We start from the raw sequence: 24,838 nt of genomic DNA, 5'->3' as shown, positions 1-24,838 counted from the left end.
TTGTTTTGCCTCTCTTTTTCAGTACTCTCTTCCATGCTCCTTCAGCCAGCTCTGCCACACTTTGTAATCGGGCATCTGCTGTGCCACCACCGCGTAAAACCGCGCGGAATGGTTCATCTCTTTCCGGTGCGCCAGCTCGTGGATAACGACGTAATCCATCACGCGCCCCGGCATCAGCACCAGTTTCCAGTTGTAGTTCAGGTTTCCGGCGCTGCTGCAGCTGCCCCAGCGGGTTTTCTGCTCACGAATTGTGATTCTGCCATACGTTACGCCCATCTCTTTTGCAAAATGTGCCGTCTTTTCCGCCAGCATCTGCGCCGCACGTTTAACCGCCGCTTTTCGTTCTGCTTCCGTCAGACGGTTCGCTGCTTTCTGCTCTGCGGCCGCCAACGCTTTTTCCCGGTGTGTGTAAATCCAATCCTGTTTTTCTTTTAAGAATGCTTCGATTTTGTATTTTGCCATCCGTTTCGGTGCGCGCACCACCACGCTTCCATCCGCTTTGACCTGGACGGCGAGCGTTTTACGGGCGGAATACACGATCTCATAGGGAATCTGTTTTAAAATCCGTTCTGCGCTGTCTTTCTGTTCCATTTATTTTTCCTCAAAAGCTGTCTGTTTTACCATTTTTTTGCCTGTTTTTCATTATACCTTTTTCCCGGCGGAAACGCAATCGGATTGCTCACAGAAAAAAACGCGAGCAGAATCACCGTTTTTCTTCCGGCAATTCTGCTCACATTTTTCCTTCTCTTATTTCAGCTCAATTTTTTTCTGCTTTCTTCGGATGCACAGCCTCACAAATAAAATCGCCGCCTGCACACAGAGAATCATCACCAAAATTCCAATCATAGACAGCGCTGTTGCCCCCAGTCTGATCAGTTTTCCCATTCTTTTTTCCTCACTTTTCTTTCTATCGTGCCAGAACCGGATCGGCTGCCGCATCCCACAGCAGGCTGTCCGTCTCACTTTGTTCCAGGTATCCATATTTTACCATTGCCGCCAGCACCTGCTTTTCCCGCTGCAGCGCCAGATCCGCGTGGCGCGACGGTGCGTAGGCGGACGGTGCATTCGGGATTCCGGCGAGGAGAACGGCTTCGCTGTCGGTCAGATCCTGCGGCTCTTTTCCGAAATAACCACGCGATGCTTCTTTGAGTCCGTAATAGCCATCCCCGAAATAAATAGTGTTGATGTACAGCTCCAGAATTTCTTCCTTGGAGAGCTGTCGTTCCACATAGAGTGCTGTCCACGCCTCTGCCGCTTTTCTGGCAAGTGTCTTATTCTGATCGTAATACATGTTTTTTACCAGCTGCTGTGTGATAGTACTGCCTCCCTGCTCCGGTTTCATCACGCGGATGTCATGTACAACCGCGCGCGCCATGCTGATCCAGTCTATCCCGTGATGTGTGTAATACCGGTGATCCTCGACAGCAAGCACCGCTTTTTTGTACAGCTCCGGCACCTGTTTCAGGGGAACCCACTGTGCTTCGCTTCTGATTTCCTCTACCGCCTGCGCGAGCGGCTTTTCCTTCACTGCCTTCTGATAGGAAACATATCCCTGGATTGCCCAGAACATTCCGGCCGTCAGCAGGATCAGGCAGAAAAATGCCAGAAAACCTCCAACCATTTTTCCCGCTGTTCCCCGGTGTTTTCGTGTTCTTTTTCTCATGGTTTCAAACCCCTTTGTTGTTCTTTCCTGCTTTCTATCCTACCATATCTCCCTTAACGCCTTCTTGCCTCTTTCTTAGGAATTCATTAAAATTTTGAAACTGTATGAAATGCATTTTGCACGTTTTCAAATAACCGCTGCTGCTGCGGAATACTTTAACCGAATCAGGCAAGTAGCGAAGCGGATTGCGAATATCCGCTTGACAAAACAGAAAAAGACAGACACCTGGCAGATTGTCAGGATGCCTGTCTCTTGTTTTTATCTTTTGGTTTTTCAGAAACGCTCTGTGATTATGCTGCGGTTCCGTAGTTCATTACATGAGCTGCTGACAGTGCTTTTCGAACGGCTACACCGAGAATTTCAGCTACTACAACGGAAATCACATCTTTTACGATGTACGGAACGGAAACTGCCAGGAACGAAGCCGGGATCGTGTTTCCTGTTACAATGGAAAACTGTACCACACCGAATGCGTGACATACCGCAAGACCTGCGATTCCAAGAACGAATGGTTTGCCCGGGAAGCCTTTTTTAATTCCGGCACCGCAGAGCATTGCCATCGGAATAAATCCGAAAATAAAGCCGCCGGCCGGTCCGAGAAGAGCGCCGAAGCCACCGCTCATGCCGGCATAAACCGGAACGCCGATCGCGCCGAGGATCAGATAAAGAGCGGACGATGCACCTCCCAATTTCCAGCCAAGCACGTAGCCGCAAAATGCCATTGCAAAGGTCTGCAGCGTCACCGGAACGCCGGTCGGAAGCGGAATCGTCACAATGGACAGTACCGCAAGCACTGCCGTCATCATGCCGGTCAGTACAATCTGTTTTGTTGTAAGTTTTGATTTTTTCATGAATGTAAATCCTCCTCGCAGGTTCTTGTATCCAATTCTTTCTGCTTTTGAATTGTTAACCTTGTTTCAATATAGGTTAATATTTCATTTTTGTCAATCCCTTTTTTAAAAATGCAGAGAGTTCTGCTACGATTCTGTTACACTTTCTGAAAACAGCGGTCACCCTCTTGTTTTCTGTTTTCTTTCTATGGTATACTATATAGTCTCGGAGTTTTTCCGGGAATGTTCACCCGATACAAACGATGAATTTTTATTCCATTTGAAAGGAGATACCCTCTATGAAACCTTCCGAAAATCCTCTCGGCTCGGAACCGGTCAGCTCTCTTTTGCGGCGTTTTGCGATTCCGAGCGTCATCGCGATGCTCGTCAGCGCCCTCTATAACATGGTAGACCAGCTCTTTATCGGTCACAGCATCGGCGTGCTCGGAAACGCAGCGACCAACGTAGCGTTCCCACTCAGCATGGTCTGCACATCCATCGGTCTGCTCTGCGGCATCGGCGGTGCTGCAAACTTCAATCTCTGCATGGGCAGAAAGGATCCGGAGCACGCGAAATCCTATGTTGGAAATGCCATCTCCATGCTGGCAATCCTCGGTGTGATCCTCTGCGTTACCGTTCAGCTTTTTCTGCGTCCGATGATGCTTCTCTTTGGTGCGACGCCGGATGTCATTGATTACGCCTGTACTTACACCAGAATTACCTCCATCGGCTTCCCGTTTCTGATTGTCACGATCGGCGGCTCCAACCTGATCCGCGCGGACGGCAGCCCGAAATTTTCCATGCTGTGCAACCTGGTCGGCGCGATCGTCAACACGATTCTCGATCCGCTGTTCATCTTCGTTTTCCACATGGGCATGGCAGGTGCAGCGCTCGCCACAATCACCGGACAGATTTTATCGTTCGCGCTTGTTGTCCTCTATCTGCGCGGTTTTAAAACGCTACCGCTTTCTCTTTCCGATCTGAAGCCGAACATGGCCTGCTGGGCACGGATCGCTGCGCTTGGTGCAACTCCGGCATTCAATCAGGTGGCAATGATGGTTGTTCAGATCGTTATGAACAACACACTGACCCACTACGGCTCCAATTCCGTCTATGGAAGCGACATTCCGCTTGCATGCGCCGGTATTATTTCAAAGGTTAATATGCTGTTCTTTTCCTTTGTCATCGGCATTTCGCAGGGACTTCAGCCGATTGTCAGCTTCAACTTCGGTGCACAGAAATATGACCGCGTGAAGGACGCCTATAAAAAAGCAGTTTTTGCGGCGACTGCCATTTCCATCGTCGCCTTCCTCTGCTTCCAGCTCTTTCCGCGCCAGATTATCGGCATTTTTGGTTCCGGTTCAGAAAAGTACCTGCATTTTGCAGAGCGGTACTTCCGCATTTTCCTGTTTTTCACATTCCTGAACGGTATCCAGCCGGTCAGCTCGAACTTCTTTACCTCCATCGGAGCACCGAAGAAGGGTATTTTTCTTTCGCTGACGAGACAGATTATTTTCCTGCTTCCGCTGCTGCTGATTTTTCCGTATCTCTTCGGCATTGACGGCGTGATGTACACTGCACCGATTGCAGACCTTGCAGCCGCATCAGTCAGCATCGTTATGGTCGTGCGGGAATTTAAGATTATGGCAGAGCTACAGAAGGCTACTGCCTGAAAACAGTTTTTTTCCTGTAGTTTCCGCTCGTTTTTACTGCGCTGCGGTCGCCAGAGTCTTGCTACAGATCATTGCCATGTAAACAGGAAAGAATCCTGTCCGGAAAGTAAAAAATCGTATGCTGTTGCTTTTTCCACAACAGCATACGATTTTTTTATGTGTTATCCACACTTTTCTTTATTTATTCACATGCATCCACATCAGTCCATGCGAAGAATCATGGTCAGGATTCGTTTTGCACAAAGAGCGATTTCGTCGCGGGTGATGTATCCCTTCTCAAATGCCTCCTGTACGCGCTCCTCGTATCCGTTTGCCATCTTGATATCATTTCCGGCTTTTGTCTCGCGGTAATGCTCGCCGTGTGTCCACCAGTCGGTCGTTACCATTCCCTTAAAGTCCCACTCACCGCGCAGAATACCGGTCAAAAGATCCTTGTTCTCAGATGCCTGAACGCCGTTGATCAGGTTGTAGGACGACATGATTGTGTATGGATCTGCCTCTTTTACGATGATCTCGAAGGCTTTCAGGTAAATCTCACGCAGCGCACGCTCGGAAACGCGGGAATCGCTGTCTTTTCGGTTTGTTTCTTTGTTGTTGCAGCAGAAGTGTTTCACACTTGCCCCGATATGCTCGGACTGCATACCGCGTACCATTGCCGCACCGGATTTTCCGGCTACAAGCGGATCCTCGGAATAATACTCAAAGTTTCTTCCGCAGAGCGGGCTTCTGTGAATGTTGACAGCCGGGGTCAGCCAGATGCCGATGTTGTTTTCTTTGACTTCCTCTCCGCCGGCTTTACCGATCTCTTCGATCAGCTCTGGATCCCAGGTGCAGGCAAGCAATGTTGCGCACGGCCATGCGGTCGTGTTGACGCCACACTGCGGCTGAATGCGAAGGCCTGCCGGTCCGTCTGCGGTCATGATATTCGGGATGCCGTACTCAGGCAGATTTCCCATGCCAAACGTATTGGCAACTCCTGTGTTCGGCTGACCGCCGAGCAGATGAATAAGTGCTTCTGTCGGAAGCTTATCTACAAACTCGTCGAGCGTTTCTTTTCCTTCGACCACATTCATCAGGTTCGGATTCGTCTTTGCTGCCTCCATAATCTCGCCAAAGCTCTTTCTCTCCTGTGCTTTGACTGCCGGGAGGAAACCTTCCAGAGTCAGCTTATCCTGACGCTCCAGTCCTTCTTCCTCGACAGGGCCGTTATCGGTCGGAAGCGCTTCGTAGGTTCCATCCGCAAGGAGACGTTTTTCCAGCTTATGCGGAGCGGCAAGGCTGGTGTACTGTGCAGTCACTTTTGCCTCTGCCAGATCGTAGGTGAAGTCCAGTTTCTTCGCATCTCTTACATTGTTTCCAACGTAGAAGACATAGCTTCCTGCCTCAAGAACATAGGCAGATTTTGCAACCTTTCCAAGGTCATCAAAAGATGCCATATCTTCCACTGTAAAGGAAAGAACGACTCTCTGTGTCTCACCTGGCTGCAGCAGTCTTGTTTTCCGGTAAGCGCCAAGCTCTTTGGCCGGTTTGCCAAGCTTGCCCTGCGGTGCGCCATAGTAGAGCTGTACAACTTCTTTTCCGGCACGTTTTCCGGTGTTGGTAACAGCTGCTTTTACAACAATCTTTCCATCCTTCTCTTCTGCCCCCAGAACTTCTGTCTCAAAGCTGGTGTAGGAAAGACCGAAGCCGAACGGATAATTGACCTTCTCCGCTGCGCCCGCAATCGTCTCGAAATAACGGTAACCAACGTAGATATCCTCGTTGTAATCCACGTAATAAACGGATTTATGGAAGTTCTCGGTGGATGGATAATCCTCGAGGGTTGCTGCGTAGGTATCAACCAGTTTACCGGATGGGTTGACGCCGCCTGTTACAACGTCCGCTGCCGCGAGGCCGCCTTCCATGCCGCCCTGCCATGCCATCAGCACCGCCGGAATCTCTTTGCAGTCTTTGAACCAGCTGGTATCAACCATACCGCCGACGTTCATGACAACGATGACATTTTTAAAGTTTGCTTTTACTTTTTCTACCATGGCTGCTTCGCCGTTTGTCAGGCAGAAGTCGCCGTTTTCGAAGATGCTGGCGCTCAGCTCGATCTGTTTTTTCTCATCCTCAAACAGCTCATAGCCTTCATCGTTGATCTGGCATTTGCGGTCCCATCCCTCGCCGGAGAAACGGCAGATGGTGATGATTGCGGTATCGGTATATGCTCTTGCTTTTTCTACCAGCTCATCCGGTACTTCCGGCTCTCTTGTCATGCCCGGTACAGCACCTGCAGCATACTGCTCTTTTACATTTTTCTCATAGAATTCCGGCAGCTCATGGAACAGAGAAACCTCCCCCTCGGCTTCTTTGATCTTCATGCCTTCGTAGAAGTTGCGGATATACGCAACGGTAACGTCACCGCTTCCGCCGCCGCCTTTTACGTAATCAATCGTTCCCTTTCCGAATAAGGCTACTTTTGTGCCTTTTGCAAGCGGCAGTGTCTCGTTCTCGTTTTTCACCAGAACCATGCCTTCGCCTGCTGCTCTTCTGGAAAGTGCGATATGTTCCGTGCTTCCTGTTACTCTTTTTCCGTCTTTTCCCAGCGGCAGAACCGGCTGGTAAAGACTTCTCTGCCATTTACCCATTTTAAGCTTACCTCCTGTATTTTCCGGTGCGCAGATCGCTTTCCGAACGCGCCCCATTCTGTTTTTATGATACGAAGTTTTGGAGTGGATGTCAATTGATTTTTCAGCATTTTATCCTGTTTTTCGTTTCTTTTTCTTTTGATTTTATTCTATTTTGCCAATTTTTCAGGCATCCGTCGTTTCTTTCCTTTCTCTCAATATCTTGATCCGTAGGTGGATGCTCCGTCTGCGTCTCCCCGGTGTTTCTGCTGTCTGTCGCTTTTCTGTTATATCAGACACTTTTCTCATTTTGTGGATTGTCCGAAAAATAACAGCGTTCTATACTAAAGCGTGTCTGAAAACAAATCATCGGCATCCCCTTTTTCAGGTTCTCTTCGGGATACAACAAAAGAATGGAGTTTTCTTATGAAGGTACTGATTTTATCCTGCAATACTGGCGGTGGCCACAATGCTGCGGCCTCTGCATTAAAAGAAAGTCTGAATTTTTATCACCACGAAGCCGAGGTTCTGGATCTGATGAGCCTCGGGCGAAAGCATACCTCCGCACTGGTCGGCGGAGCTTATGTGAAGCTCGTCTCCGTTTTTCCGGCCGGCTTCGGCGCACTCTATCAGCTTGGTGAGCTGGTACGGAAATTTCCCTGGAAATCCCCCGTTTACTATGCAAATGCGCGGCTTGGAAATGCGCTTGCAGATTATATTGATCAAAACCATTTTAATGCCGTTGTCACCACACATCTTTATCCGGCGGAAACACTGACCTGGATGAAGCAGAAAGGACGGCTGACGATTCCCTGCGTTGCCATTGCCACCGATTACGCGTGCATTCCGTTCTGGGAAGAGACGAACTGCGATTACTATGTGGTTCCGCACAAGGATCTGATCCCGGAGTTTGCATCCTGCGGCATCCCGGAAGAAAAACTGCTTCCTCTCGGTATTCCGGTGCGGCCCGCATTTGCGCGCCCTGCATCCAAAGAGGATGTGCGCCGCCATCTCGGTCTTCCCGAGGATGCTCCGCTGTTTCTCGTCATGAGCGGCAGTATGGGATTCGGCAAAGTGCATCTGCTCGCACATGAACTCGTTTCCCGGCTGGAAAACGGCGAACAGGCTGTGATCATCTGCGGAAATAATAAAAAGCGGATGCGTTCGCTCCGGCTGCAGTTCCATAAGAACCCAAATGTACATATCATCGGTTTTACACGCCACGTTGCGGAATATATGGCCGCTGCCGATGTGCTGTTTACAAAGCCCGGGGGCTTAAGCAGTACCGAGGCCGCTGTGCGGCGCGTTCCGCTCGTCCACACTGATCCGATTCCGGGTTGCGAAACAAAAAACCGTACTTTTTTTGTCTCCCGCGGAATGTCCGTGACCGGCACACATCAGAAAGAGCTGGCAGAGGCCGGTATTTCGCTCGCCCGCGATGATGCACGTCAGATTGCGATGCTCGATGCCCAGCATCAAAACAGCCATCCGCAGGCGGGAACGGCAATTACACACCTTTTGGAAAAATTAGTTTCGGAGTAACTGCTTATGATGCTTACTGCTTATCTGTTTTATAGTTTTTTCGGGTATCTCTCGGGCAGCGTACTGTATTCGTACCTGATTCCAAAATACTTCTGCCACGTGGATGTCCGAACTGTGAATGAAGATCAGAATCCCGGTGCCTTCAACGCCTTTTCAGTGGCCGGACCGCGGATTGGACTGCTCTGCGTCCTGTGCGATATCGGGAAGGGATTTCTGCCGGTGTTTCTGGCGGCGCACAGTTCCGCTGTTTCGATGGGTTCCTGGATTTTCGCCCTGATTCTGCTCGCCCCGGTGGCCGGACACGCATGGCCGTTTCTGCAGCCTGCGAAAGGCGGAAAGGCGATCTCTGTCTCGTTCGGCGTGCTGCTCGGCCTCCTGCCGGATCTGCGGCCGGCGCTTCTTCTGGCGGCGTTTTATCTGACGTTTTCGTTGATTCTCATTATCCAGCCACACAGTCTGCGCTCGATCGTTTCGTTCTCCGGGTTTGCCGTTGCCGCACAAATTTCCCGCTTTCTTCCGTCCGTGCGGCTCGGCAGTCTGCTGATATCACTCGTGGTGTGCTTCCGCCATCTTTTCAGCCTGCGGGAGCATGAGACCGAAAATGCTGCATTTACAATTCAGTCTTTGTCTGCTAAAATAAGGAAAAAGCAGAAAAAAGAATAATATTTACAGTTCATTTAAAACAGCGGCAAACAATTTACTTCAGGAGGATTGACACATGATTTCAGAAAAAATGGTAACTCTCGGCACAAAAAAATCGGTAATCCGCGAGATTTTCGAATACAGTAAAAAACGCGCTGCCGAGATCGGATCAGAAAATGTCTTTGATTTCAGTATCGGAAATCCAAACGTCCCGGCTCCGGTCTCCGTTCATGAGACCATCAAGGAGCTGCTTGATTCCAAAGACGATTACTATCTCTTCGGCTACACCTCCGCGCAGGGCGATGCCGATACCCGCGCCGCCGTTGCAGCCGACCTGAACAAACGCTTTGGTACCGCGTTCCATGCCGACAACTTCTATATGACCTGCGGTGCAGCCGCTTCGCTCCGCATCGTCCTTGGCGCTTTAACCGTTCCGGGCGACGAGTATATCGTATTTACCCCGTACTTTCCGGAATACCGTGTTTTCATCGAATCTGCAGGCGCAGCCATGATCGAAACGCCGGCTGATTCTTCCACGTTCCAGATCGACTTTGACCGCCTCTCGGCCGCTGTCACAGCGCACACCAAAGGCGTTTTCGTCAATTCTCCGAACAATCCGTCCGGCGTTGTCTACACAGAAGAAAGCATTCAGAAGCTCGCTGCTTTTCTGGAAGCAAAATCTGCCGAATACGGCCATCCGATTTATCTGATCGTTGATGAACCGTACCGCGAGCTTGTCTACGGAGACGTGGAAGTTCCGTATCTGACAAAATATTACAAAAACACGCTGGTCTGCTACTCCTACAGCAAATCCCTCTCCCTGCCGGGCGAGCGTATCGGCTACGTTCTCGTTCCGGATGAGGTCGATGATGCAAGAACCATCTACGCAGCCGTCTGCGGTGCCGGACGCGCCCTCGGCTTCGTCTGCGCACCAAGCCTGATCCAACACGTCATCGCCAAATGCGCAGGACAGGTTTCGGATCTTTCGGTCTACAAGAAAAACCGCGATCTGCTGTATGATTCATTAACCGCCTACGGCTTCACCTGCGTTCACCCGGACGGCGCTTTCTATCTCTTCATGAAAACTCCGGAACCGGACGCGTATGCATTCTGTGAGAAAGCGAAAAAACACGAACTTCTTCTTGTACCCGGCGATGACTTCGGTGCACCGGGATTCGTGCGGATTGCTTATTGCGTTACCACCGCACAGATTGCGCGGGCACTGCCGGCATTTAAGGAACTGGCAGGAGAGTATTTTGGATAATTTTTCAACGGTCAACTTTTCTTAAATAGATGTTGGGGGCAAAGGGCTTTTTGACCTTTTGACCCCGGTATCTTACATATAGTAAAAAACGGACACTGCTTCATCTTTGAAACGCAGCGTCCGTTTTTCTTTTATTCTCCTACATCCTGTTTTCCAATCACAACTTTACATCTTTTCTTCCACATCCCCTGTTCTGACACACGCATACCGCTCGCTTTCGATGATCTGTTCCATCGCTGCCGCTCCTTTCTTTTGAGCTATCTCAATCGCATAAGGCGGGCAGGACTTGAACCTGCATTCTGTGCCTTATCCTCTACGAAAAATTTGCTGTACGTTCCACAAACATGAAACATTTTTCTGCACAGGTTTTGCCCGTTAAACTACCGCCTTATTTTCAGCCACATTTTTTGTGGATACTGATGTGTATCAAATGCTGTTCCACTCTGACTTGCTTTATATCATCGGTGGAGATGCTATTTTCCTGCCTCAGCCTTCTCTCTAAAGCTCAGGATTTCCTTCAGAGACCTTGGTTCATAATTCATCCATGGCTTCATACATCCCACATTGTATGCCTGCGGTCTGCACTCATAAATGTGTCTGCTGCATTCCTGCTTTCTGCACGTCTCTGTTCTTTTTGTGAATGTCCGTGCTTTGTTCTGTATATACTATATTACATATTTTCGATTTTTGCATTTAACTTCTGGTTTAATTTTTCATGTGATATGTTTTCTGGTTTTTCCCAGCTCCACACAGTACTGTCCAGACCTGATTTCCCTTTGGACAGTGCCTTTAGCTCTTCCACGCAGAATTCCGTCGCGCGTACGATGTACTCGTTGGCCATTTGTCTGGTAAGGATGGACAATTTCTCTTCTTTTCTCTGGACGAATTCCCCGCGGACTTCTTTTATAAGACCTTTCACATCGAATTCAGCAAGCTGTGCCAATGGCTCTTCTGTAAGATCCAGCTCCTGGATCATTTCCTGGAAAAGGCCATATTTTTTCGAAACATATTCATTTAATATCTCGTAGTCACGATGCAGTTTTTCTACATTTCCAGGAACGCTCGAATTCCAGCCATGCTCCCCATACATAAATCTCCGATATAGCATATCCTGGATCAGATGAAGATAATAGCCGAGATATAAATCATCCTTCTCCATGTATTTCCCGTATCTGTCGCGGAAACATTCGAGATCGTATGTGTATCTGGTATTTTCGCAGATTTTCTTCTTTAAATGGCTATTTCCCGCCACCGCCCCATCCGGCAGAATCACCCCAAGGAACAGGCGGTTGATATCTCGAAACGAGACTTTCTTTCTCATCTCCTGTACAATTGCCAAGTGAATCATGCTTGATGCCATAGTGTCCTCTTTTCCTTTATTCTTCTACATTCTATTTTCCAATATCAGCTTTACATCTTTTGAAAGCTTTCTATCCATACTGCTAACTTTAACATTTTCATGCCGCATTTCCAGTTCTGACGCATGCGTACCGCTCGCTCTCAATCACTTTTTCCATCGATTTGACCGGTGTGCTGTCAATATTGTTCAGGAGATTCTGGAATGTCGTAACCGACTGGCCGCTGTATAGCTGGACACCTTTTCTCCGACTGTCGGCATGGAAAATATCGTTTCGGCTGTCTACATTCCAGAAAATAATATTCGGCAATTGGTAGCCGCAATACTCGTACTTTTCTTTCATATGATCATAAAACATCCAATTGCGGTCTCCGCATCTGTCGATCTCCATGTCAGATACAACGATCAGCGCTTTCGGCATTTCTTCCGGCGGTACATCGTGATCCATCGCTGTTTCCAGAACCCGCTCAAATGCAGCCTGAAGATTAGTATTCATCCCCCATTCCGTACGCTCGACGTATTTGATTTTCTGCAACAGGGTTTCCCCTCTCAGAGAAACAAATTCCGGCTTCTGGCTGAACGTCATGAAAAGATTGTGGTAAGCGCCCCGGTTCCGCTCTGCAAAGTAAATAGCAAGACCAATGGATGTCGCCAAGGGTCTTCCACTCATGGAACCGGAAACATCTGCAATGACAATTGCATTCGTTTCCTGCGCCACATAATCCGGCAGCTGCCTCCACTGCGCCTCCAATACCTGATTCCATTGACGTCCATACAGAACTTTTTCCACGAGATCATACGGGTACAGCGTCTCCGCATGAATCTTTTCTTTTCCATCCAGTGCCTTCGCCAGATACTGGTTAAAACGCTTTTCATCATGTTTTCGAAATGCGTTCCTGTAAATCATCATGGCTCTTCCGGAGACCTCCGGGTAAACGATCTCCTCCCACTTTCTTTCTGACATTTTCACTTCCAGCACACCGATATATTTCCGCAGAGAACGGACGATTCTTTTGAAGTTGTAAACAGGATAGCCGAGTTTCTGCGCCGTCAGAATGCCGAGTTTTCTCGTCTCCGTATTTTTAGAGTCTGCCGTTTTGATCCATTTAGCAAGCAGGGAAACGCTTTTTCCCTCCTGAAAGTTTTTCAGATCTGCTTCCAGCTGCTGCTTCATGGCACTCCACATCTCGTCCTCAACGCCAGTTCCGATCAGGCAGTACCAGTCGTCAAAACGGCCGAAAACACCAATCAGATCAAGGTTGGCAATAACTGCCTGCGGATGGTACTCGGCAAGATACTGTAGTAGAATCCGAAAGACACGTCTCTCGCCGAGACCTTCCCGGATATCACGCGCATAAAACAGGATTTTCAATGCGAACAGCGGGTCTGCCTGATATGCTTCCGCAAACAGAAGCTCAATTCTTTCCGGATCCGCTCTGCGCAGGGATCCAATTGTCGCAAACAGATCCAGCCGCGCATCGCCGGTTGTGTTCCGTGCTGTTGCTCCATTTTCTGTATAAGTTTTTGTCGCCTGCTCCCGTATCCATTCTGCAAAATCCATCGCTGCCGCTCCTTTCCTTCGTTCCACTGTTTTCTCCAGACATCCTTTTCTGGATCTATGGACTCCATTCTTTCTCGTTTGCTCTTCTGTTTTTTTCTGAGTGAGGGCCGGATTTGAACCGGCATCTTCGCCATTACCACTGGAAAAAAGTTTGCCGTTACGGTCACGCACATGACCGTTTTTTCGCGCTCTTTCTTTTAAGCTACCTCACTCGCGTAAGGCGGGCAGGACTTGAACCTGCATTCTGTGCCTCCCTATTCTCCTCAAAAAGTTGCTGTGTGTTCCACAAACATGAAACCTTTTTTTCTGCACAGGTTTTGCCCGTTAAACTACCGCCTTATTCTGTTATTTTAGTGTTTCTGTCTTCTGTCCCCAGCTCAGGATTTCCTTTCGGGATCTTGATTCATAATTCATCCATGGTTTCATGCATCTTTTCCAGATCATTTTCTGTAATAGCATTTTCCCCAGTGATTTTTTTCTTCCCGATTCGGATTTTAGGGTCTCTCACCGTAAAATTTCCAGTCGCAGATATCCCATGTCTCAGAAATTTTTCGAAATGCTTTTGATTTTCCCCACAGTGTTTTCGCCCGTCGAACCCTCTTATTTGCCGCGCGCTTTGCCCAACGGGAATTTTTGCATCGGCCTTTGCTGACGGGCGTTTTTTTACAGCTTCGGCTCATCAGCCTACTCCCCATCCAGAATTTTCTGATAGAGAAGTCTGCCTTCCTCACCGGCAAGCCGTCCGCAGATTTCTGCCCGTTCGGCGATAACAGGGATCTGGATATGTGCTTTGGCATCTGCCGTCTGTAGCAGCATCAGGTTTTGAAACATCGCAAAGCTGGCCATTTTTGTGTGGCGTCTGACGTGCTTTAATTTCACACTGACATGATCATCGTGGTATTTCACGTAATAAAGAAGTTCCTGTACATCGAAACACGGAATCACATACCCCTGCCGGTCCAGCTCCGGGATCACGATATCGCGCACGATTTCCATGCTTTTTTCGGGATGACCGTAGTAATGCATGTCCGGATCACACTCGTGTTTTCCCCTGCACTGTGCTTCAGGCTTTCCGATATCGTGCAGCAGCGCCGCCAGATAGACCATATCATTTTCCATCCTCCGCGGAAGATTGCAGACCACATGGAGGGAATGCATCCATAAGTCATACTGATGTGCACTGTTCTTCTGATCATAGCCGAACATGGTTTGTACGGCCGGAATCAGTGCTGCGATTTCTTCTCTCCCCGCATCCATCTCTTCCGCAGTTTCTGCTGTTTTCAACACATTCAACAGCTCGCTTAACTTCATGTGCTCATTCCCCCTTTCTGGTCTTTTTGTGAATATCCGTGTTTTGTTATGTATAGATGTTGGGGTCAAAAGGTTTTTTGACCCCTTTGATACCAGATTGCTACGTGCTTTGCACTCCCGCAATCTTCATGTATATACTGTATCACATGTTTTCGTTTTCTGCACTTAACCGCTGGTTTAATTTTTATGCTGTTCGCCCGGCGCAGAACCCGATCTGCCGGCTCTGTGGTTTCTTTTTCAGTCCGATCATCTCGAAATCGTCCGCTGTCAGAAGACATGCCTCCTCTTTTCCCAGCGTACCATTCTGATGTTCCCGAATCAGGCGGTCTGCCTGGCGCATGATAGCGTGGTCCAGCAGGTTTCTGACAAACCGTCCATTGCCGTAATTTTCTTCCCGACAGGCATCGGCGCAGATGGAAAAGCATTTTTCCCTTGTTCTTTCGTCCATCCGGTATTCCGATTTTTCCAGCATCAGATCCAGAATCTGCGTCAGTTCTACCGGTGAGTAATCCGGGAAATTCAGGTGAAAGGCAATGCGGCTTGCAAGACCTTCATTCTGCTCCAGAAACTCCTTCATCTTCTCCGGATATCCTGCAAAAATGACAATGACCTCATCCCGGTAATTCTCCATCTCCTGCACAATGGTATTGATCGCCTCGGCGCCATACGTGCGGTTGTCTTCTACAAGAGAATACGCCTCATCGATAAACAGAATGCCGCCACGCGCCGCCTGAAATTTACTCTCAACAATCTGTGCCGTCCAGCCGACATATTTTCCGACCAGATCCTGTCTGCCGCACTCTACAATGTGGCCATATTTCAGCACTTCCTCTTCCTTCAAGACCTGGGATAGCAGACGCGCCACGGTTGTCTTTGCTGTCCCTGGATTTCCGGAAAACAGCATATGCATGGATGACTGAACCCCCGGAAGACCCATCTGTTTCCGCATTTTCTGCATTTTGGCCGCCGCCAGAATCTCATCTGTCACTTTCTTTACATCCGACAGGCCTACCATTTTCTGCAGCTCCACATACGGCTTGTCTGTCTTCTTTTTCAGTTGAATTTTGACGAGGTCTTTTTGTTTGTAGGCCTTGTAAATATGCGTTTTTAATCCGCTTCCGTACCATCTGTTGTAGGCAGAAAAGATATCCGATACAGAATACAATTTCTTTTCTTTCGGAAGATACCGCGTCAGCTCTTCTATCGTGTAGTCGTGATACTCTGTCTTATCCGCCAGACGTTTCAAATAGCCCGTCGCCCGTTCCAGATCTCCCTGGCCTTCCTGAATCTGAATCAGATCCGCGTTGGAAAGAATTTCCGCTATCGTCTCATCCGATACGCTGCGGCTTCCGGAAATGTCCACAAAGATAAACAATGTAGAATTTCCATACTCATTCAGTTTCTTCCCAAGTGTTTTCGCCAGATCATAATTGCCGGTGGCATACATTCCTGTACTCTTTTCACCTTCCAGATTCAGAATCACTGTTCCGCCTCTAGCACTGGAGAAAATATTGTCAAAATTATCTTCCCGCTCTGCCTTGTATGTCATCTTCTGCACATCGTAAACTCTGCCGCTCAGCAATCGTTGATTCTCCAGCAGTGCCGGAATCAGAAGATCTATCATATCATCCGCAGCCGCTTTGTCACCGGCTGTGATCAGATAATGAACCGGATGCCCAACAAAACGTTTTTCATTTTCCGGGGCGTAAATCCGCTCCATTTCGTCATAGAAGCTTTCCGATGCCATAATTTCCTGCATCTGCTCCGCCTGCTTTTGTCTGGTCATATTTTGAGCGGTATAAATCCGTTCACTTACCTGATACGCAACAGGTTCAAAAAAACTGTGATGTTCTGGTTCTATCGCAAGTTTTAATTTTTCCTTCAGCGACCCGCTGTAACACTCCGTCCAGTTATTCCGTTCTGCCCGAACCAGTTCTTTGCAAAACGCATCATTTGTGATCTCCTCATACGCAAGCAACTCAATTTCCGGCAGTATCTTCTGAATACAATCCACACATACCCGGGGAACCACTTCCATCTCAAGTGCAGCCACAATCGTCATCTGACCATTCAGAATATCACTGATCATAATGAAAAACTTCTTTTCTGTACGGTAGGCAGTGTAAAACTTGCTGTTCCATTCCGCAGCATCACTCCGTCTGGAATAGAGACGCTCATATCCTTCCTTCGTTGAATCCTCCTGTTCCAGATTCAGTTTTGAACAGTCTGCTGTGTATTTGTAAAGAATCATTCGCTGCTACCTCCCTTGGAGCTTTTACTGGTAATCCTTCTGTTGTCTCTTTCTACCTGCTATCTTACCACCTGCCGTATCCCATATGTGGACAGGTTCTTGTCTATACGAAAACCAGACAATTTTCTGGTTTTTCTATTTCTCCATAACAGGTACTTACTTCTTTTTTCTTCTGCATTTCTGTACAGTATTTCGACACTGGAATAACGGCTACAATCACAACATGTTCTTTTTTCTCGCAGTTTCCCAGCAAGCCAATCATATACCGCAGCTCTTCTTTTCTGTCGGCAAAATTTTTTCTGCTTGTCATCATCGGCACTTCATCAATCACAAAAACAGAAATTGCTCCATTCTCTGCTTTCTGCGCTATGATTTCTGCCATTCTCTCCACCATCATCGCTGGTGTATCATCAATTTCTATCTTGGAAAGCTCCTCCTGCCCGTACATGCTCTGCAGAATCTTCCACATCTCCTTCTTTTCATGCTGCAGTGAAAAAAGGAGAACTCCATCCTCGCTGGTTTTTCGCTCTTTCCAGCCATATGCAACCGCTTTTTTCGTTTTTCCGCTCGCCGCAGATCCCGCCAGGAAAATCATCCTTCTGCCCCTCCCTCATCTTTCAGAAAAATTTCAAGCATACGTCCAATTACCATATTGTCTCGTTCTACCAGATCTCTGGCTGTTCCAAACATGAATCGAAATCTCAAATCGAAAATCATTCTGGCCTGCTGTTCATCCAGTCCATACTGCTTTTCCAGTGCCAACGCTGCAATCCCCTCATTTGGGTAGTCCGCTTTCATGATCTGGCAAAGTTCATCTTCATGGCATTGTGCCCAGCTTTGTGCTTCCAGCGTGTGTTTTCTTTCCAGAAGCATGTTCTTTCTTCTTACCAGATACTCTGCAAAATACTCCAGCTCTTCCTGGCTGTATCCGATCCACTGACCCGAAATATCCCAAAGTGGTTCTATTTGTTTCATTTCCCGAAGAAGATGCTCTTTTTCCTCCAGAAAAGCTTTCCATCTCCCCTGTTTTTCCCGTTCAAGCGGCTCTTTTTCTTTCTCAGGAGCTTTTTCCCACTTCTGCAGTATTTCATTATAGTCCTCCGCTTTTTCCACCATGGTAAGAAATACCTGTTTTGCTTCAGAATTTTTTCTCATAACAGAATACAGAATAGCCAAAAGTGCATCCAGTACATATATTTTATTTTGCCCGCACTTTTTCTCCAAATATTCCTGTTTCGAAACAAACAGCCTAATCACGCCATCTCTGTTGTTTGTGCGAGACGGAACGATGATATAGGCCTTATCCTTTTCTTCAGGAAAATCTTCTGCCCTTCCTTCAAACACGACTTCCGTGGCATCTTCAACGCAGATTTCCGTCAGTGGATCAAAACATTCCAGAAATTCTAAAATACCCATATTGCACCTCTCCTTTATTTCCCGATCTGATCTGCGGTTCTTTTCGTTTTCCCGGGTTTCCGCTTTTTGGCCTTTCGGATATAATTTTCACTGAACTGCTTTTCCCGTTCAATCCAGTCCTGCGTTCTCTTCTCAATCACAAATGGAAGTTCTCTCCAGATCATTCTGAGCTGTTCTTCTGTGATTTCCGGTACTTTCTTTAAAATAGCCTCTCGGAGATACACACCGCCTCCGCTGCAGGAATCCGGGAAACAGTTTTCTTCGCTGATGGCATCCAGAATTTTTTTATAATATTTTCGATACATCTGATATGCTTCGTAATGTGCAATACGGTTCACATGATCTTCGATTCGGGATTCCTCTTCTTGTTTCAGAATTGTTTCCTTGTTGATTCCGCCGCTGTTCACATTCGCATAATACATCGCATATGCTTTAGCTTCTTCCAGACTTTGGAATGTACGGAGAAATCTGCCGAAGTTATGAATATCACCATCTGAAAACGTAATCCAGTCATAATATGCCAATTCCGGCGGAAAATGATTTTCTTTTCCGTAAAGCTCTGCACATTCCTGTCTGCTGACAGAATGATAATCCCACGGACCGATGATATCATCGTAATCCGCGTAGAAAAGAATATAGGCTTCCACCTTTGCATCACTGTATATCAGCATCGGGCTGTGCTCCTCGTACTGATACAGAATCGAGTATTTTACACCCTTGATTTTTCCGTCATTCCTTCTCATCAGCAGTGCATAAACGCCCATCTCAGAATTGTCCGGAATATTGTTCACATGCATCGGCTTCCAGTTAAATTCGTTCTCCGTCAGTTTCTCCTTCTCGCGTTTTTTCCGGCGTTCCGCCATTTCCCGCTCCATTCTTTCCCTGTACAGAACGCTTCCGATGTAATCATATCGTTCCAGATGCTCCACGCCAATCGCCCGGCCGGCCAGATCGATGGCATAAAAATGCCAGAAATTTTCCTTTTCCCGTTTCGCCTCCGCAGCCGCTTTGCTGTAAGCATCCAGAATATCTTCCCGGATCAGTGCATTTTCTTTCTACAGATATTTCCAGCCGTGATCTTCTGCTTTATATTTATGACGATAACCAATTCTTTCATCGGTCGTCTCAAAGATCGGGAAAAGCTCGGGACTTTTGTAAAATGGTGTCTCTTCAAATCCGAAAATATACTCTTTTCCCTCTTTGCTGAGCAGACATACACATCCCGGGCCGCCCATTCCAGAAGGGGGATCCTCCTGTGCAAACACAACGGTTTTCCAGAAGTCTTCTGTTAAATCTGGTAAATCAAACGTGTGATCTCTATCCATATCTCTGGCTCTCTTCCTTTCCTTTTTCCGTTGCATAAAAAGTTCTCTTTTATTCTGTTCTCAGATCTTCTCTCTGCTGATTGGAAAGCACAATCACCATCTGCTTTCTGCGAACCGTTTCATACTGAACATCCATCCACATTTTCTCAACATGTGGACACTCTTCCATTCCGATGCCGTACACATACATATCATCGTATTTCTCCGGTATCTCATTCCGATATTCATAGTATTCAGATGACCAGTCATTTCGATTTACGATAGAAAAATGTCTGCCGATCTGCAGATACGGTTTTAGGTCACGGAACAAAAGCTTCTGTTCCACACTCCGTTTGATATCCCGCGGTTCTTCCGAAATCATAAGTTCCATCGCAGGTTTCATTGTATCATCTTTCCTGCACCAGCATTCTCCTTCCGGTTCCGGCAGGGCCGCATAAACATCTCTGGAAAATTCCACATCTACCATTCCGACACCATAGGTGAAAAAGCCGGCATATTTCTGTTCCGGAATATCTGACATCATCAGATAATCGTGGTAATAGCCATCCTCGAAACAGATAGATAGACGGACGTTGCGTGCAATATATTTTCTCAATTCTTCAAATTTAATTGCCATAAGAAAAATCCTCCTTGGTCAGTACCAGTTTTACTACCGGATTTGCGAAAAAATTATCTTCTTTTTCGAAAATGTTACCCAACACAACCATGACCGGGCCGTCCTCTACTTCTCTGAACCCCAGCTTCCGCAGCAGGCTGATCGTTGATTCATTTTCTGTCTGGGTTGTCACATACAGCTTATCGACGAAAAGATTCTTTCCGTTTGCAGAAACCCCATCACCAAAGAGCTGATTAATCAGCTCTCGGCTGGCTTCTTCACAGTAGCCGTTTCTTCGGTATTCTCTGGCGATATAAAATTCAATTTCGTATTCGTCTTCCATTTCTCTATGTACGCCTACGTAGCCAATAAACTTGTCTTTCTGCTGTTTGGGAAAAATGGAATAGGTGCAAAGCTCATGATCGGTTCTCTCAAAGTAGTTGGCAAACTCCATCACATGTTTTTCGGATGGGCTGACTCCGCAGAATATGTAGAAGTCGCCATCATCCCGCAGCATTTGTAAAAATGCCTCGGAGTCTCTGTCCGTCCGGCTTGGGAGAAGGAATAATCTTTCAGTTTCGATTGCAGATCCTGTGTTCATTTGTGATCTCGTCTCCATTCTTTTGTACGTTGACTGTGAGTTTTCATGTTTCAGGAGTGAGGGCTGGAATCGAACCAGCGACAATAGATCTTTTGCTGTACCGACCACACCCATGATCGGCTTGGTTTCTCTGCTCTACCATGGCTGAGCTACCTCACTCATATTTCTCTTTTAACTTTTGTATTCCTTATGTGATTCCACCCCGTCAGGAACCAGCCTGCTCCGCCGGAATATCTCCACCGGTTCTTCTGCGATCTCACTCTAGCCGGCTTTCAGTAATAATTCTCCTGTTACGTCTGCTTCCTGAATTGCGAAAAGTTCGTTCAACGTCATATCGAGTTGTTCCTCCTGATCTGTCCTGTATTCTGATGCATCCGCCGGAGCTCTTATGTACTCCTATTATTCCACGTCTCTCCGTCGTTTGCATTGAACTTGTGGTTTACTTTCCGGGTATGCCTTATCTTATCATGGAACCGTTCCTGCATGTGGACACTCTTTTGGCCACTTTTCTGTTTCACAGGATTTTACTTTCACTGTTCCCGAATCTTCAGATACTGCTCTGCCATGCAGCTAAGACTCTCTTCATCGATAATTTCAAGGAACGCATTTTGATTCCCGTACAGCGCTTTTCCAATCCGTTTAATCGCCTGAATTCCGACCACAAGCTTCTCATCTGGATATTCACAATAATTGAGTAATCTGCGAAGCGTCTTAAGACTTGGAATCTCTTCTTCCTCCACATACTCTGATAATTCGATGTCTCTCATCATGCTTGAAACTGTAAAGTTGTATTCTTCCGCTGTCCGCAGAAATCTCTCCGCATTGAACCAGTAATTTTTCCCATCCTCGCGGAGAATATTGGTGAATTTCTGAAGCAGATGCTTTTCCTGCAGGGTCACAGCACTTTCTCTCTTCACATCAGCTGGGATACGATAGACGGTTTCTTTTGTAATTTGATTTTTCATTTTGCTCCTCCTTCAGTATCTGGCGCAGAAAAACTTTTTTGTCATTTTACAATATATTCCTATCATTCTGCTGATTCTCTTTCTCATTTGAGTGCTCCTGTTTCAAAACAGCTTCAGATAATCCCTAAACACGATTGCCTCCACCGCCGGGGTTTCCGATGCAAATTGTGCGTTTTCGATTCCATTGGTGAGCAGCAGATGTTCCCAGAGTTTTCGGTCCTTTTGAAAGTCAAATCTGCAGTCATCCAGAACTACATACTCTTCAATCTCCGGATGTGCTTTCAGGTATTTCAAAATCCCTTCTCCCCTTTTGTACATCTGATCCTGTGTCTGCCCATCGATCGACAGCCCGCACAAAGCAAGTTTAGAAATGAGATACACATAATCATCATCTGTCGGTTTCATTTCTTTCCAGTCGGAAGACAAAACAAGATCTGCTCCACCAATTTTTTCAATTGTCTTTGCCAGGACTTCCACTCGTGCATCATCAATCCCCGTATATCCATCCGGGGTTTTCTGGACTGTGGTTGTGGTATTCAGCACTCCGTCAACATCCAGAAATATCACAAAACGTTTATGTCTTTTACACATGTATCTTTCCTCCCTGACCTTGGATCTGAAACAGCTTTTTGTTATGTGCCTATTCTATCCGCAATAGGCGTTGTTTGTATAACTCTTCTTGCGGAACAAAAAAATAATTCATACTACAATTCCATTTTTCATTTCTGCAGATTTTCTTTTGACTGGAGATGGTATCGCCATCTCCCCGTCGTTTCCTCAAAGCTGTGAATCTGGATTTCTTCACGCATGGCAAGCTGCATAGCCCGTTCGCCAAAGGTTTCCAGATCTCTCGCCTTTTCTCTTTCCAGCGCAGCATGTTCTCTCTCATATGTAGCAATTGCATTTTCCCAAGTGGAATAAATTCCAAGCCACTCATCCTCATCATGAAATTCCTCATAGCCACGCACCAGAAGATAATGAACCTTACCTTGTTCTGTTATCATAGAAAACGCCTCCTTACGCGCCCTGCAAAAGTTTTTATATTTCCCTGTTTTTACACATTCTCCAGAATTTTTCATTGAACTTCTGGTTTACTCATTGGTCTGATAAAGCCCTTCCAGTTCTTTCATTTTATTCCGAATCAGCTCCTGTACCGCCGGTGTCTCCACGATGACATCCCGTGAATTCATCATTGCCCAGTTTGCAATGAAATACGCGGTTCGATATACCAGCACCCGATCATATTCCTCAGTTCCGCCTTTCAGGAAATAGAATTCGTCATCAAACGTGTGGTACATGACGGTATAAGCATTTGGCGTTTTCCGCACCCGTAAAATAATGGGTTCCACACTGCCATAGCTGCCGCCCTGGTGTTCCGCTACATAACGATACTTATCCAGCTTCCTGTTCTCGTCTTCCAGTTCAGACATCGGACGGTATCTTCCCTCACCCGGCTCGAGCACCTGAATCTCGTCCATGCGTTCAATCGGATAATTGGACAGACCCTGATATGGCTCATGGTTTCCGACCAGCCACAGCTTCCCATTTGAACTGCTGATGAAATAAGGTGAAATGACATAGACCTTTCCACCATCGACATAAGCACGCTCCCCTGATTTCGTATACTGTATGAGTTTAAATGAGATTTTTCGAAAAAACTGTCCTGTCTGATTGCTCAGTGCTTCAAAGATTCTGCTCATATTCTCATGCAGATTTGTATAGTGGCACGGTTCTGCCCGGCGGACGACCTCTTCGCCTTCCATCTGCGGTATTTTCGGATATTTCCGTTCTTTTGAAACCTTCGCTTTTCCCACATCATCTAATAAATATTCCGGGGAAAACCTTTCCAGATAGCAATGATATTTCTTAATATTTCCTACTCCGGCACAGGTGATCAGATCTCGAATAATTTCCTGTTTTTCCTCCATCGTTGCTGTCATGGTAAAAGTATGTTCAATCAGAAATGGCAGTTTTTTCTGACTCAATGGATGATTGTAATAGATAATATTCTTTTTATTATCTATCTTTCCATCCTCATCCATCTCGGTGATCGTAACGATGCCTTCCGCTTCCAGTTCAAAGACATCCTTTTTTACAGTTCTGATCTGGTTATCGCGTTTGTTCTTTTTCTTCTCTTTGTCTCCCTCTACGGAAATTTCCCCATAAACAGCATCGCGCAGTTTCCAAATGGATATTGGTCTTTCTATATTTGTCTCTTGCATTAGCTCCTGTAAAATTTTAAATTTTATATCGTTCTTTAAGCCCATTGTTTGTATTCCTCCACTTAATCTGGGTATCCAGTTGCTGGATTTTTCCTTGATCCTATTTCATTTTCGGTCTTTTTTTCTTTGTTGAGGCCATTCTAGCATTCGCAAGCGTTGTTTGTGTAACGCCTTATGAATTTTAAAAAATCATGCTGCCCATTCTCCGGGCAGCATGCATAACATCATCAAATTGCTTTTCTTTTTTCTATTGTCCTTCTTTCGGGAGTTTCTGTCCATTACCAGATTCTTGTTTTTTCAATCGCAGCAAGAAATGCGAGCATAGAAATTCTGCTATTGATCAGCGTGCCTGATTCCGACAGAAAATCGTAAATCACGGTGCATTCCTTTCTTTTCATGACAGCTTCTGCCAAAGTATACAAAGATTTCACAAATTCCTGTTCGGCGCGGTCATATTCTCCTAATGCTTCTTTATCCTCACGTCCGTTAACCGGATCAAAACATGCCCTCACATACGCTGCCCTGGCTGCTTTTCGCTGCATCTCAAGATATTCTGCCTGTACCTGATCCGCAATTCCATCCAGTTCCTTTTGCAGCGTGTTATAAATTTCATTCAGCTCTGTGCGTTCGTACTTCTCTTTCGTGTCGTAAGACGGTACCTTGGGTTTCCATTGGGATGCCAGTTTGAAACTTTTGTTTTTCAAATCGACAACATACGCATAGCGTAGACGCATGGTTCCGCTCCATAAACCTGTCCGCAAAAACGGATGATTGGAATAGAAAAACTCGTAGGAACAGGATGAAAAATCTGCTCCGGATTGATCATATTTTTCCTGGTTGTATTTATGTTCGAACATGATAAGGACTTTATCTTGTTTGACTAACTCATCTGCATTCATTTTAAATCCTTTTTATGATTTAATGCAGATAGATACTTAACAATTTCTTCATAAAATTCTTTGTTAGTTTATATCCCTATTTATTAATTTTGTTTCTACTTTTCCCATGGTA

At 46.6% G+C, this 24,838-nt stretch carries 24 protein-coding genes and 3 tRNA genes; 4 read left to right on the top strand and 23 right to left on the bottom strand.

Annotated elements, in window-relative coordinates:
- Window positions 1-18: 18 nt before the first annotated feature.
- The 4 genes from DXA55_RS10575 to DXA55_RS10565 all read right to left on the bottom strand — a co-directional run bounded on the left by DXA55_RS10575 (window position 19) and on the right by DXA55_RS10565 (window position 2,514).
- Window positions 19-591: a M48 family metallopeptidase gene (locus DXA55_RS10575; RefSeq protein ID WP_117814111.1), complete on the bottom strand. Its 573-nt coding sequence runs from the start codon at window positions 589-591 to the stop codon at window positions 19-21.
- 156 nt (window positions 592-747) lie between these two features.
- A complete protein-coding gene (locus tag DXA55_RS17130) occupies window positions 748-885 on the bottom strand; it encodes a hypothetical protein (protein ID WP_156327580.1) in 138 nt (45 codons plus the stop codon).
- Window positions 886-907: 22 nt separating this feature from the next.
- The gene (locus DXA55_RS10570) at window positions 908-1,663 is read right to left on the bottom strand and encodes a transglycosylase domain-containing protein (RefSeq protein ID WP_330415228.1); all 756 of its coding nucleotides are present in this window, start codon (window positions 1,661-1,663) and stop codon (window positions 908-910) included.
- Window positions 1,664-1,953: 290 nt separating this feature from the next.
- Window positions 1,954-2,514, bottom strand: coding sequence for a biotin transporter BioY (locus DXA55_RS10565; RefSeq protein WP_022461328.1), 561 nt, complete (start codon window positions 2,512-2,514; stop codon window positions 1,954-1,956).
- 278 nt (window positions 2,515-2,792) lie between these two features.
- On the opposite strand from DXA55_RS10565, the gene DXA55_RS10560 reads away from it, so the two are divergent.
- Entirely contained in the window at window positions 2,793-4,166 is a 1,374-nt protein-coding gene (locus DXA55_RS10560) for an MATE family efflux transporter (RefSeq protein ID WP_117814108.1), read from the top strand.
- Window positions 4,167-4,366: 200 nt separating this feature from the next.
- On the opposite strand, the gene DXA55_RS10555 is transcribed toward DXA55_RS10560, so the two are convergent.
- Entirely contained in the window at window positions 4,367-6,796 is a 2,430-nt protein-coding gene (locus tag DXA55_RS10555) for a glycoside hydrolase family 3 protein (RefSeq protein WP_117814106.1), read from the bottom strand.
- 405 nt (window positions 6,797-7,201) lie between these two features.
- On the opposite strand from DXA55_RS10555, the gene DXA55_RS10550 reads away from it, so the two are divergent.
- Genes DXA55_RS10550 through DXA55_RS10540 form a run of 3 tightly spaced genes read left to right on the top strand, consistent with a single transcriptional unit; the run spans window position 7,202 to window position 10,223 of the window.
- On the top strand, window positions 7,202-8,317 hold the full coding sequence (locus tag DXA55_RS10550) for an MGDG synthase family glycosyltransferase (protein ID WP_117814104.1): 1,116 nt from the start codon (window positions 7,202-7,204) through the stop codon (window positions 8,315-8,317).
- Between the two features lie 6 nt (window positions 8,318-8,323).
- On the top strand, window positions 8,324-8,980 hold the full coding sequence (locus DXA55_RS10545) for a glycerol-3-phosphate acyltransferase (protein ID WP_242856430.1): 657 nt from the start codon (window positions 8,324-8,326) through the stop codon (window positions 8,978-8,980).
- Between the two features lie 55 nt (window positions 8,981-9,035).
- On the top strand, window positions 9,036-10,223 hold the full coding sequence (locus DXA55_RS10540; RefSeq protein ID WP_117814103.1) for a pyridoxal phosphate-dependent aminotransferase: 1,188 nt from the start codon (window positions 9,036-9,038) through the stop codon (window positions 10,221-10,223).
- A gap of 271 nt (window positions 10,224-10,494) precedes the next feature.
- On the opposite strand, the gene DXA55_RS17125 is transcribed toward DXA55_RS10540, so the two are convergent.
- The 18 genes from DXA55_RS17125 to DXA55_RS10465 form a co-directional block, all read right to left on the bottom strand.
- Window positions 10,495-10,613 (bottom strand) — tRNA-Phe (locus DXA55_RS17125).
- Window positions 10,614-10,893: 280 nt separating this feature from the next.
- A complete protein-coding gene (locus DXA55_RS10535) occupies window positions 10,894-11,583 on the bottom strand; it encodes a hypothetical protein (protein WP_117814101.1) in 690 nt (229 codons plus the stop codon).
- Between the two features lie 97 nt (window positions 11,584-11,680).
- The gene (locus DXA55_RS10530; RefSeq protein ID WP_242998490.1) at window positions 11,681-13,168 is read right to left on the bottom strand and encodes a DUF2828 family protein; all 1,488 of its coding nucleotides are present in this window, start codon (window positions 13,166-13,168) and stop codon (window positions 11,681-11,683) included.
- Between the two features lie 189 nt (window positions 13,169-13,357).
- Window positions 13,358-13,480, bottom strand: a tRNA-Phe gene (locus tag DXA55_RS17120).
- Between the two features lie 345 nt (window positions 13,481-13,825).
- Window positions 13,826-14,452, bottom strand: a complete 627-nt coding sequence (locus tag DXA55_RS10525) for an HD domain-containing protein (RefSeq protein ID WP_117814099.1) — start codon at window positions 14,450-14,452, stop codon at window positions 13,826-13,828.
- A gap of 184 nt (window positions 14,453-14,636) precedes the next feature.
- Window positions 14,637-16,703, bottom strand: coding sequence for an AAA family ATPase (locus DXA55_RS10520; RefSeq protein WP_117814097.1), 2,067 nt, complete (start codon window positions 16,701-16,703; stop codon window positions 14,637-14,639).
- A gap of 103 nt (window positions 16,704-16,806) precedes the next feature.
- Window positions 16,807-17,298: a DnaB-like helicase C-terminal domain-containing protein gene (locus DXA55_RS10515; RefSeq protein ID WP_055228060.1), complete on the bottom strand. Its 492-nt coding sequence runs from the start codon at window positions 17,296-17,298 to the stop codon at window positions 16,807-16,809.
- Window positions 17,295-18,119, bottom strand: coding sequence for a hypothetical protein (locus DXA55_RS10510; RefSeq protein ID WP_055228061.1), 825 nt, complete (start codon window positions 18,117-18,119; stop codon window positions 17,295-17,297). The genes DXA55_RS10515 and DXA55_RS10510 overlap by 4 nt, the downstream gene beginning before the upstream one ends.
- A 14-nt stretch (window positions 18,120-18,133) precedes the next feature.
- Window positions 18,134-19,048, bottom strand: coding sequence for a hypothetical protein (locus DXA55_RS10505; protein WP_117814095.1), 915 nt, complete (start codon window positions 19,046-19,048; stop codon window positions 18,134-18,136).
- A 126-nt stretch (window positions 19,049-19,174) separates the two neighbouring features.
- Entirely contained in the window at window positions 19,175-19,444 is a 270-nt protein-coding gene (locus DXA55_RS10500) for a hypothetical protein (protein WP_117814093.1), read from the bottom strand.
- Between the two features lie 49 nt (window positions 19,445-19,493).
- Entirely contained in the window at window positions 19,494-20,060 is a 567-nt protein-coding gene (locus tag DXA55_RS10495) for a hypothetical protein (RefSeq protein ID WP_117814091.1), read from the bottom strand.
- The gene (locus tag DXA55_RS10490) at window positions 20,050-20,640 is read right to left on the bottom strand and encodes a GNAT family N-acetyltransferase (protein WP_158565076.1); all 591 of its coding nucleotides are present in this window, start codon (window positions 20,638-20,640) and stop codon (window positions 20,050-20,052) included. Before DXA55_RS10490 ends, DXA55_RS10495 begins: the two co-directional genes overlap by 11 nt.
- 54 nt (window positions 20,641-20,694) lie before the next feature.
- Window positions 20,695-20,799, bottom strand: a tRNA-OTHER gene (locus DXA55_RS17115).
- Between the two features lie 371 nt (window positions 20,800-21,170).
- Complete coding sequence (locus DXA55_RS10485) at window positions 21,171-21,605, bottom strand: hypothetical protein (RefSeq protein ID WP_117814087.1); 435 nt, start codon at window positions 21,603-21,605, stop codon at window positions 21,171-21,173.
- Window positions 21,606-21,707: 102 nt separating this feature from the next.
- Window positions 21,708-22,196 (bottom strand): HAD domain-containing protein, encoded by a 489-nt coding sequence (locus DXA55_RS10480; RefSeq protein ID WP_117509815.1) that lies wholly within the window; start codon window positions 22,194-22,196, stop codon window positions 21,708-21,710.
- Window positions 22,197-22,324: 128 nt separating this feature from the next.
- Window positions 22,325-22,609: a hypothetical protein gene (locus DXA55_RS10475; RefSeq protein WP_117814085.1), complete on the bottom strand. Its 285-nt coding sequence runs from the start codon at window positions 22,607-22,609 to the stop codon at window positions 22,325-22,327.
- An 87-nt stretch (window positions 22,610-22,696) separates the two neighbouring features.
- On the bottom strand, window positions 22,697-23,827 hold the full coding sequence (locus DXA55_RS10470) for a WYL domain-containing protein (RefSeq protein WP_158554996.1): 1,131 nt from the start codon (window positions 23,825-23,827) through the stop codon (window positions 22,697-22,699).
- 278 nt (window positions 23,828-24,105) lie between these two features.
- Entirely contained in the window at window positions 24,106-24,726 is a 621-nt protein-coding gene (locus DXA55_RS10465) for a hypothetical protein (protein WP_117814083.1), read from the bottom strand.
- Window positions 24,727-24,838 lie beyond the last annotated feature (112 nt).

The sequence above is a fragment of the Blautia sp. OF03-13 genome, assembly GCF_003460685.1.
GTDB classification, from domain to species: domain Bacteria; phylum Bacillota; class Clostridia; order Lachnospirales; family Lachnospiraceae; genus Fusicatenibacter; species Fusicatenibacter saccharivorans.
The sequence above is the reverse complement of the archived record's forward strand: the minus strand, read 5'-3'. Positions and strand labels throughout refer to the sequence as shown.

Excerpts from the sequence above, each read along its gene's own strand:
- DXA55_RS10575 (WP_117814111.1), bottom strand. The coding sequence starts at position 591 with ATGGAACAGAAAGACAGCGCAGAACGGATTTTAAAACAGATTCCCTAT.
- DXA55_RS17130 (WP_156327580.1), bottom strand. The coding sequence starts at position 885 with ATGGGAAAACTGATCAGACTGGGGGCAACAGCGCTGTCTATGATTGGA.
- DXA55_RS10570 (WP_330415228.1), bottom strand. The coding sequence starts at position 1,663 with ATGAGAAAAAGAACACGAAAACACCGGGGAACAGCGGGAAAAATGGTT.
- DXA55_RS10565 (WP_022461328.1), bottom strand. The coding sequence starts at position 2,514 with ATGAAAAAATCAAAACTTACAACAAAACAGATTGTACTGACCGGCATG.
- DXA55_RS10560 (WP_117814108.1), top strand. The coding sequence starts at position 2,793 with ATGAAACCTTCCGAAAATCCTCTCGGCTCGGAACCGGTCAGCTCTCTT.
- DXA55_RS10555 (WP_117814106.1), bottom strand. The coding sequence starts at position 6,796 with ATGGGTAAATGGCAGAGAAGTCTTTACCAGCCGGTTCTGCCGCTGGGA.
- DXA55_RS10550 (WP_117814104.1), top strand. The coding sequence starts at position 7,202 with ATGAAGGTACTGATTTTATCCTGCAATACTGGCGGTGGCCACAATGCT.
- DXA55_RS10545 (WP_242856430.1), top strand. The coding sequence starts at position 8,324 with ATGATGCTTACTGCTTATCTGTTTTATAGTTTTTTCGGGTATCTCTCG.
- DXA55_RS10540 (WP_117814103.1), top strand. The coding sequence starts at position 9,036 with ATGATTTCAGAAAAAATGGTAACTCTCGGCACAAAAAAATCGGTAATC.
- DXA55_RS10535 (WP_117814101.1), bottom strand. The coding sequence starts at position 11,583 with ATGGCATCAAGCATGATTCACTTGGCAATTGTACAGGAGATGAGAAAG.
- DXA55_RS10525 (WP_117814099.1), bottom strand. The coding sequence starts at position 14,452 with ATGAAGTTAAGCGAGCTGTTGAATGTGTTGAAAACAGCAGAAACTGCG.
- DXA55_RS10520 (WP_117814097.1), bottom strand. The coding sequence starts at position 16,703 with ATGATTCTTTACAAATACACAGCAGACTGTTCAAAACTGAATCTGGAA.
- DXA55_RS10515 (WP_055228060.1), bottom strand. The coding sequence starts at position 17,298 with ATGATTTTCCTGGCGGGATCTGCGGCGAGCGGAAAAACGAAAAAAGCG.
- DXA55_RS10510 (WP_055228061.1), bottom strand. The coding sequence starts at position 18,119 with ATGGGTATTTTAGAATTTCTGGAATGTTTTGATCCACTGACGGAAATC.
- DXA55_RS10500 (WP_117814093.1), bottom strand. The coding sequence starts at position 19,444 with ATGGATAGAGATCACACGTTTGATTTACCAGATTTAACAGAAGACTTC.
- DXA55_RS10495 (WP_117814091.1), bottom strand. The coding sequence starts at position 20,060 with ATGGCAATTAAATTTGAAGAATTGAGAAAATATATTGCACGCAACGTC.
- DXA55_RS10490 (WP_158565076.1), bottom strand. The coding sequence starts at position 20,640 with ATGAACACAGGATCTGCAATCGAAACTGAAAGATTATTCCTTCTCCCA.
- DXA55_RS10485 (WP_117814087.1), bottom strand. The coding sequence starts at position 21,605 with ATGAAAAATCAAATTACAAAAGAAACCGTCTATCGTATCCCAGCTGAT.
- DXA55_RS10480 (WP_117509815.1), bottom strand. The coding sequence starts at position 22,196 with ATGTGTAAAAGACATAAACGTTTTGTGATATTTCTGGATGTTGACGGA.
- DXA55_RS10475 (WP_117814085.1), bottom strand. The coding sequence starts at position 22,609 with ATGATAACAGAACAAGGTAAGGTTCATTATCTTCTGGTGCGTGGCTAT.
- DXA55_RS10470 (WP_158554996.1), bottom strand. The coding sequence starts at position 23,827 with ATGCAAGAGACAAATATAGAAAGACCAATATCCATTTGGAAACTGCGC.
- DXA55_RS10465 (WP_117814083.1), bottom strand. The coding sequence starts at position 24,726 with ATGAATGCAGATGAGTTAGTCAAACAAGATAAAGTCCTTATCATGTTC.